Here is an 8,193-nt window from a genome sequence, read left to right on the forward strand (position 1 = left end):
ATCGTAATTGCGCGGAATTTTTAGCAGACACTCGCGGGTGCCCGTCTGCGTAATTTGAGAAAAGGACAAAAATGGAGCTTGAACTTTGGCAGTTCGCGGTGCTTTTTGCGGCGGCGTTTTTCGGCGGATTTATCGACTCGATCGCAGGCGGCGGCGGGCTGATATCGCTGCCTGCGCTGCTTGCCGTGGGCGTTCCGCCGCATGTAGCGATCGCCACAAATAGATTTCAAGGCAGCTTCGGAAGCTTCACCGCCGCTTTAAATTTCATCCGCAAGGGCTATGTCGATGCGGCGGAGATCTTGCGCGGCGTGATTTTTACGTTCGTAGGCGGACTCATCGGCGCTTATGTCCTGCTCCTAATCGATGCGAAATTCCTAAACTACCTCATTCCGATCCTGCTGCTGGCGCTTTTATTTTATATGATTTTTTCGCCGAACCTAGGCGAAGCGCCCGCCAAACCCAAGATGTCAAAAAAGAGCTTTTACGCGATTTTCGGGCTTGTTTTGGGGTTTTACGACGGATTTTTTGGCCCTGGTACGGGCTCGTTTTGGACGTTTGCGCTGGTTGGAATTTTAGGGCTTTATATGAAAAAGGCGGTCGCACACACTAAAGTTTTAAATTTCACCTCAAACATCGTCTCTTTGGGCGTTTTTATCATCGGCGGGCAGATTTTATGGCTCGTCGGAGCGGTGATGGCGGTCGGACAGATCGCGGGCAGCTTCGCAGGCTCAAGCCTAGTGATGATATGCGACGTGAAATTTGTGCGCAAAATGCTTCTGCTTGTCGTTGCCGTCACGATTTTAAAGCTACTTTATGGACTGATTGCAAATTAATTACAGACTGGTTGAGAACTGATCGCAAGCTGATCTCAAGCCAAAATCATAGAATTTTATACAGGATTTCGTATAAAATTTCGCGTAAAATTTTATGAGTCCTGGTCGATCTATTCGATAAAGCTGATCTTACTGTCGAGACAGTGTTGATTTCACTGCTGCGGTGCCATCTTGCCGCAGTGTCGCACCAAATTTACTGCGACACTGCCAATTTACTACTGCAGCGTCGATTATATCGTAGCGTTGTGCTGATCTTGTCGCGACTACGCTAATTTCCCGCTGCTGCGATGTTGATTCTGTTGCCGTTGCGTCGGAGGTCTGGCTTGTCGCGAGGTCTTGATTTTATTATTTTGGTAGCGTTAATTTTGCTCCGCTACATCGACAACTTCGTTGCCGCGCTTACTACTGCGAGGATTTTAATTGTGTTGCGCGGTGTCGCACTGATTTTTTATGACGGCGCTGTTCTTTCTGCTGCGATGGTGGCGATTTTAGCGCTGCTTTTACCGCCCCGTCGCCCGTATCACTACCGTGGGCGGGCTCGGTTTTGCTGTCGCGACATTGCGATCTTGATGGTGCAAGGATTTGATTTGATGCCGCAACGATGCTGATGAAGTTTCGTCCATCCGCATCGGTTAAATTTAGCCGTACTGTCCGTATCTATTTCGTCGTATCGCCATGCATTCATTCGGTGTCGTCGATAGAGTCGTCGTATTGCCGAGCGCGCATTGTTATCGTGCTTGTACTTATGAAATTTTATATGGTTATGCCCACAAAATTTTAAAATACTACTTTGTAGATCGTTTTATCGCGCTGTCGTATGTGCTACCAAATCCACTCGCAGCGGTTAAATTTAGCCGCATTTCTACGCGCTGTTTCCGCGTCCATCGGCTATTTTAAATTTTGCCGTTCCGTCACCACGGCTCGCTTTCCGCGCTAGCTCCTCGCCATATTGCTCGCTGTATTTGCGCGATAAATTTAACCGCACCGCCACGCATGCTGTTCCGCTCCGCTATCGCCGATGAAATTTGCAACCGTTAAATTTCATCGCACCGCCGCGCCCGCAATCTTAGCCGCCCACTCGCAAAATTCCGCCGCCTAAAGCAATGCTAAAATATTTTGCGATAAAATGGGCGAAATTTTTTACAAAGGATTTACTATGCAGATCATCTCGACTCCCGATGCGGCGCAGGCCATCGGACCGTACTCCCAGGCGATCAAGGCGGGCGGGTTCATCTTTACCTCGGGGCAGATCGCGCTTAAGCCGGACGGCGAGTTTGTCGCGGGCGGCGTAGAGGCGCAGAGCAGGCAGGTTTTGCAAAATCTCGCCGCAATTCTGAAAGAAGCTGGCGCGACGCTGCAAGATGCCGTCAAAACGACGATTTTCCTAGCCGATATGGGCGATTTTGCCGCGGTGAACGAGATATACGCAGCGGCGTTCGGCGAGCACAAGCCGGCTCGTAGCACGGTGCAGGTCGCCAAACTCCCCAAGGGCGCGCTGGTGGAGATCGAAGTAATAGCGCTGGCTAGGGCTTAGCGCTAAATTTAGATCGCTAAAACTCTGCCGGTTCGCGTTTGCAGTTAAAATTTAGACGCGGGCGCTCGAAATTTTAAACGGCTCGCTTTGGTTTTAAAGCTGCGTTAGTTTTTAAATTTAGATTTTAAAAGCCGCGCCAAACGCCCGCGGGTTTATGTAAACAGCGCGTTTTGGTGCCGCTAAGGCGTTAAAATTCCTCGCTTAAAATGGGATCAAAATGATAGAAGAGCTTATTCAAAAATCTAAAAATATCACGGCAGCGGGGCGCAGCGATATAGAGCCCACATGGATTGCGCAGGCGCAGCGGCGGCTCGGTTTCGCGCTGCCTGCGAGCTACAAGCAGATGCTGCTAAGATATGCTAGCGTGAGCGCGGCGGGGACGGAGCTAAAAACGATCGCACCGCCCGAGTTTGCGGATAGTGCCGATGAGGGCATCTGCTACACGTATGAGATAAATCTCAAAAACGGGCTATTCGCCGCGGATGAGTTCGTATTTTTGCAGCTCGAGGACGAGGAGTATTATTTTAAAATTTCGCCCGCAAGCGACATAGCGGACGGCTCGTCTAATACGGCGCGCGGCAAGACGGCTGAGAGCACGAGTGGCGAAGCTGCGGGCGCGACGGCGCGTGATACGGTCGTCGCGATGGTATCCGACGGTGCGGAAAATAGGGCATCAGACGACGAAGCGTGCGCGGAAAGATCGCTGGATGCGGCGCGCAATATGAATAATATGAATGCAGAAGCGCCAGATGAAACGAAGTGTAAAACAGCGGGCGCAACAACAAGCGAAGCGGCAGGAGATGCAGCAAGCGGAGCGACGAAAGAGATAACGAGCGAGCAGGCAGGCGACGCGCCGTGCGAATACCCCGTATATGTGCGCGACTACGCAGAGGGTGAGGATAGGCTTTTCGCGGACGATTTTTACGGGTTTTTGGAAAAATTTTAAGACGAAATTTAACGCAAAATCAGGAGAGGCGAAATGGGACTGTTTGACATTTTTAAAAATGATAAATTTGACGTCGACGTGCGTGCTGACGGCATTTTTATCGGCGGCGTAAACTGTGAGTTTGATCTGGCTAAGCTTAACGAAGCTTTGGGACAGCCGCGCGTGATCGATGACGGAGAGGGCAAAAGCCGCTATTTTTGGGATGAGGCGGGGATTTTCGCCTTCGTGCGCGCAGGCGAGCTCGCAGAGCCTAAGCTTACCGAGATGATTTTGATGCTTGAGGTCGCAAAGGGCGTGCAGCACGAGGTTCCGCGCAAGCTCTACGGCGGCGCGTTCACGCTTGAGGGTAGGCCGCCTCTTGAGGCCGTGCCGGAGCAGGAGCTGCGCGGCGCATATATATTTTTGGAGCTTAGCCTAGGCAAATTCGAAGTCTCGCTAGCTCTAGCCGAGGTCGTGCAGGAGCGCATAGGCGCGATGGACTTTGCCGAGCGATTTGCTAAGCGCGACACCGATGAGATCACAGATATCGTGCGAGCTGCGAAAATGCCGATAGGACGCGTCTGCATCAACCAGAAGGTAAAAAAGGTAAAACGAAAGCCGAGCGATAAATTTAAGCTTCCGCGCGCGGCTGGCGAGACGCTAGCGTTTAAAAATTTCAATTTCAAAATCGCCGTGATGAACGAGCTGATGTATGAAAAATCCCTGCTACAGCCCAAATTTGACGTGTTTGAGTACTGCGAGGAGCGCGGCATCGATCCATATGCGGACTTCGGCACGCTGCCGCAAGCCAAAAAGTGGTTTAAGGATTACCCAATCCCAGTAAATCTGGCGGAGCAGGTGAGCGAGCTATATCTTGACGGCGGAAACGAAATTTATCTGCAAATCGCGCCTGATTGGGACGGCGAGGACGAGCTTTTCGATATCAAAAACATTGACGCCGCCGAGCTTGCGCAATTCAAAAACCTTAAGAAAATCGAAACGACCGGCATCGGCATATCTAAAAAGGCGCGAAAAGCCTGCGCGGATACGGGGGTTACGGTAGTTGATTGAGCACAGGAATGGACTTTGAGCCTTATGGCGTGCGGTTTTAAAAAAGCTGAAATAGGCTTTTGGGCTGCGGCGCGCGTTTTTTAAAGGTCGTAATTATTACCGCGCCGCGCAAAATTCTACGCAAAATTCTACTTATGGCGAGCGCTATAAATGAGCTTTGAAAGGCGCTTGGCAAAGCATCTGACATGTCTAATTTGGCGCGCGTTAAAAGCTTGGGAGCTCGTTTGCAGTATAAGAGCTGCGTCGCTGAATGTGCGAGATGAGTGTGTCGCGCGAGTAAATAATTTGCTTTTCGGCTTTTATGAAAAATTCGCTGCGTAGCAAGAGAGTTAAATTTACCGCTTTTAAATTTTAAAATTTACAAAGAGCGGCGCGCGCGGCTTTGAATGTGCGATTAAATTTAGACTTCATATAGATTAAATTCTAGGCGCGGTTTTTTGCGTTTTTAATTCCGTTTGTAGCCTGTATCGTATTGCAAAACAGAGTGCGAGAATAGATCGTTTGCGTGCGTGAGGCGTGGATTAAATTAAAATTTCGTTTTTGGAATTTAGCCTAAATTTATGCTTGCACTTAAGAAGTAGTTTTGCGCGCTGATACCGAAAGCCTAGAAGATGTTTTAAATACTCAAGCAAAAAAGTATTTTGCAGGCTGGCTCGCAAGAAAGTATTTTGAAATCCGCACCAAGAGTGTGTATTAAAACTAACAAGGAGCGGCGCTACTTTGCTGTTTTAAAACGCCGCTTCGAGGCTAAATTTCATAGCCGCATAAAGCCGTCGTCGTAGCTGCCTTCTAGCTTGCGGCGCATGTCCTCGCGCCATTTTGGAGTAAGCGTCGTAAGTCGGTTAAATTTTGCTAACAGCCCTTCATCGATACGCTCGCCGTAAAATAGACGGTTGAGCTCCATCACGCTCATTATAGCGGGGTCGCGCTCTACGACGTAGATCTCGTCGCCCGCGCGGCACGAGCCAGCCTCTAGCACGCGGTAGTACCAGCCGGTAAGTCCGCTGCGCGCGATTTCCGCCGTCATCTCTGCGTTGCCCCAGCGCATCGAGAGCTTGTAGCAGGGCTTGCGCGGCTGGCTTACTTGCAGTACCAGCGAGCCTATGCGGTGCACATCGCCGATGCAGACGTTTTGCTCGTGTAATCCGCTGATCGTGAGGTTTTCGCCCATTGCGCCGTAGGCTAGATTTTTAAGCCCCAAAAACCTCTCCCACGCGGCGTAATTTTGCAGCGAGTTGGCAAAAATCGCCTTTTCCGTGCCGCCGTGATGTAGCGTGTCGGCTACCGCGTCACCCTCGAATCCAAGCTCATTCGCGCGCACTTCACCCGCTCTAGCTTGCTTGAATATCGCTGTCTGCCAGCGCTTTTTTAGAGGCTGTGTAGCGCGCTCGTCGCCGTAAGAGCGCGGCTGCCCGGTCAGTAATGCCTTTAAAACGGGCATTTTTCGCTCCTTAAAATTTGCATGTGTTCTCCTTAAATCATAAAATTTAGGCTAGGATTTTAGCTCGAAAAGAATTTTAAAATTCTAAATTTTGCGGTGATTTTGCGCTAAATTTCAAGTGCGAGCTTGAAATTTAACGCGCGGCGTTATTTGTAGTCGTTTGCGTCGTAGCTTTTGCCGTCGTTAAAGTCGCTCAAAAGCCGCACGACGACGGGGCTAAGCAGGATGATCGCGATTAAGTTGGGGATCACCATCAGTCCATTGAACATATCGGCTAGCCCCCAGACTAGGTCGATCTTTTGCACGCTCCCTATGAATACGAATGCGACGACCAAAATTTGCAAGAGCTTGACGAATTTTGCGCCCAGGAGGTATCGCACATTGATCTCGGCGAAGTAATACCAGCCCAAAATCGTGGTAAATGCGAAGAAAAACAGACAGATCGCCACGAAGCCGTAGCCGCCGCTGCGACCTAAAATTTGCGACCCGAAGGCTTCCTGCACCAGCGAGATGCCCGAAAATACCGCTTTGCCGTTTTCGAAGGTGACTACGTCGGTGCTAAGCACCACGAAAACGGTGATGTTAAGCACGATGAATGTATCGACGAAAACGCCCATTATACCGAGCACGGCTTGATCTACGGGGTGTTTGACGTTCGCCGCGGCGTGTGCGTGCGGCGTCGAGCCCATGCCCGCTTCGTTTGAAAAGAGTCCGCGCGCGATGCCGTATCTCATCGCAGTGGCGATCGTAGCGCCCGTAGCGCCGCCCCAGGCAGCGGATGGATCAAACGCGGCTTTGAATATCAGCGCGATGACGGATGGAATTTTATCGAAATTTGAGCCGATGATGACGAGACCGACGAGAACGTAGCAGATCGCCATTAGTGGCACGACCTTTTCGGCTACGCGTGCGATCGCTTTGACGCCGCCGAAAAAGATGACGCAGCAGATGAGTGCTAAGGCTGCGCCGCTCACCCATTTCGGGATTCCAAATGCACTGCTAAAGCCGTCTGAAATGGAGTTTGCCTGCACCATATTACCCATGAAGCCCAGAGCAAAGATGATGGCTAGCGCAAAAAACGCCGCTAAAGGCTTGGCAAATGGACTTTTGAGTCCGCGGCTGATGTAAAACGCGGGCCCTCCGATCATATGTCCGCTGTCGTCCTTGGTGCGGTAAATTTGAGCCAGGCAGATCTCTGCGAAATTCGTCGCCATGCCCAAAAACGCCGCGCACCACATCCAAAATATCGCGCCCGGCCCGCCCATCACTAACGCGGTGCTGGCGCCTACCAGGTTGCCGGTGCCTACTTGCGCCGCGATCGCCGTGGCGACGGCTTGGAACGAGCTCATACCGCTTTTGCCCGCAGCCTCGCCGTGCAGGGAGAAGTTGCCGAAAAGCTTGTGCGCACCCATTCTAAATTTAAAAATCTGCACCAAGTGCAAGCGCGCCGTAAAATACGCGCCGGTGCCGCAAAGTAGGGCGATTAGAAAGTACGGACCCCACAAAAAGGAGTTGATTGCGTCAATTGTGGCGGTGAGTTTGTCGAGAAAATTTTGCATGATCTTTTCCGTGAATTTAAGATGCGAAAATATATTTTAAAAACTCTTAAATTCCTATAAATCGAGGTAAATTTAAGCGAAATTTTAAAGCGTTTTTATAATTTTACTCAAGCATTAAGCAAAGCAGTATATGCCGTTTGCTCTGCATGCCAGCTTGCCAGATAAGCAGCTTAGAATTCCCGCCTTAGCTGTCGAAATTTGCAAAGCAATCAACTGAAATTTTTAAGCCTATTCATCACCGCCGATTTTGAAAACGAACATCTTGCAAGCGTTACAAAAGGCGGGAATCAGGCTAAATAGGCGCCCTTTGAGGCTCCAGTGGCTTTTATACATTTTCAGCATTGCAGCTTCTTTTATGAAGCGGATACGCGCAGGCTCCCAGCTCTGCACCTCTACGCCGCCGCCGATGCCCATTTTAAAGGGTGCGTTTTGCATGTGCCGCATCGCGTCGTGGCGCTTGGAGTCGAATTTCCTAACCGAAAACTCGCTCATAAAGTCGCTCAGCACGTAGCCGCTAAATTTTTGCGAAAGCGCGATAAAAAATTTTTTAAATTCCTCCTTTTCAAAATACATACTCACGCCCTCTAAGATGAATATATAGCCCGCGCTGCCGTGTTTTGCGGCTAGCTCGTCCATCCACGAGGGATCCAGCATCGAGTAGGGCAGACTGAAGTTATTCTTTGCTTTGGGTAACAGCTCGTCGCGTACGGAGATGACGTCGGGTAGATCGAGATCGTAAAATATGGCGCTCGGTAGGTTTTTTTGCAATCTAAGCGGGCGGGCGTCAAGCGCGTCGTCGCGTCGGCGGCCGGGTCGCCGAAGGCGTTGCC

Annotated in this window: 8 protein-coding genes; 5 read left to right on the forward strand and 3 right to left on the reverse strand. The window is 50.5% G+C overall.

Annotated elements, in window-relative coordinates; translation table 11 throughout:
• Positions 1 to 71 precede the first annotated feature (71 nt).
• The 5 genes from Q0277_RS09285 to Q0277_RS09305 all read left to right on the forward strand — a co-directional run bounded on the left by Q0277_RS09285 (position 72) and on the right by Q0277_RS09305 (position 4,363).
• Positions 72 to 833 carry a TSUP family transporter gene (locus tag Q0277_RS09285; protein ID WP_297997477.1) on the forward strand — a complete coding sequence of 254 codons (762 nt, stop codon included), beginning with the start codon at positions 72 to 74 and terminating at the stop codon, positions 831 to 833.
• Between the two features lie 287 nt (positions 834 to 1,120).
• Positions 1,121 to 1,441, forward strand: a complete 321-nt coding sequence (locus tag Q0277_RS09290; protein WP_297997479.1) for a hypothetical protein — start codon at positions 1,121 to 1,123, stop codon at positions 1,439 to 1,441.
• A gap of 548 nt (positions 1,442 to 1,989) precedes the next feature.
• Positions 1,990 to 2,367, forward strand: a complete 378-nt coding sequence (locus Q0277_RS09295) for a RidA family protein (protein ID WP_297997480.1) — start codon at positions 1,990 to 1,992, stop codon at positions 2,365 to 2,367.
• Positions 2,368 to 2,584: 217 nt separating this feature from the next.
• Entirely contained in the window at positions 2,585 to 3,313 is a 729-nt protein-coding gene (locus tag Q0277_RS09300; RefSeq protein ID WP_297997482.1) for a hypothetical protein, read from the forward strand.
• 33 nt (positions 3,314 to 3,346) lie between these two features.
• Positions 3,347 to 4,363 (forward strand): hypothetical protein, encoded by a 1,017-nt coding sequence (locus tag Q0277_RS09305; RefSeq protein WP_297997483.1) that lies wholly within the window; start codon positions 3,347 to 3,349, stop codon positions 4,361 to 4,363.
• Positions 4,364 to 5,117: 754 nt separating this feature from the next.
• Here Q0277_RS09305 and Q0277_RS09310 read toward each other — a convergent pair.
• The 3 genes from Q0277_RS09310 to Q0277_RS09320 form a co-directional block, all read right to left on the reverse strand.
• Entirely contained in the window at positions 5,118 to 5,804 is a 687-nt protein-coding gene (locus Q0277_RS09310; RefSeq protein WP_297997485.1) for an MOSC domain-containing protein, read from the reverse strand.
• A gap of 146 nt (positions 5,805 to 5,950) precedes the next feature.
• Positions 5,951 to 7,363 (reverse strand): sodium:alanine symporter family protein, encoded by a 1,413-nt coding sequence (locus Q0277_RS09315; RefSeq protein WP_297997487.1) that lies wholly within the window; start codon positions 7,361 to 7,363, stop codon positions 5,951 to 5,953.
• Positions 7,364 to 7,591: 228 nt separating this feature from the next.
• A partial coding sequence (locus tag Q0277_RS09320; RefSeq protein ID WP_297997489.1) for a class I SAM-dependent methyltransferase occupies positions 7,592 to 8,193 on the reverse strand: 602 nt, incomplete at its 5' end.

Source organism: uncultured Campylobacter sp., assembly GCF_938030815.1.
GTDB lineage: Bacteria > Campylobacterota > Campylobacteria > Campylobacterales > Campylobacteraceae > Campylobacter_B.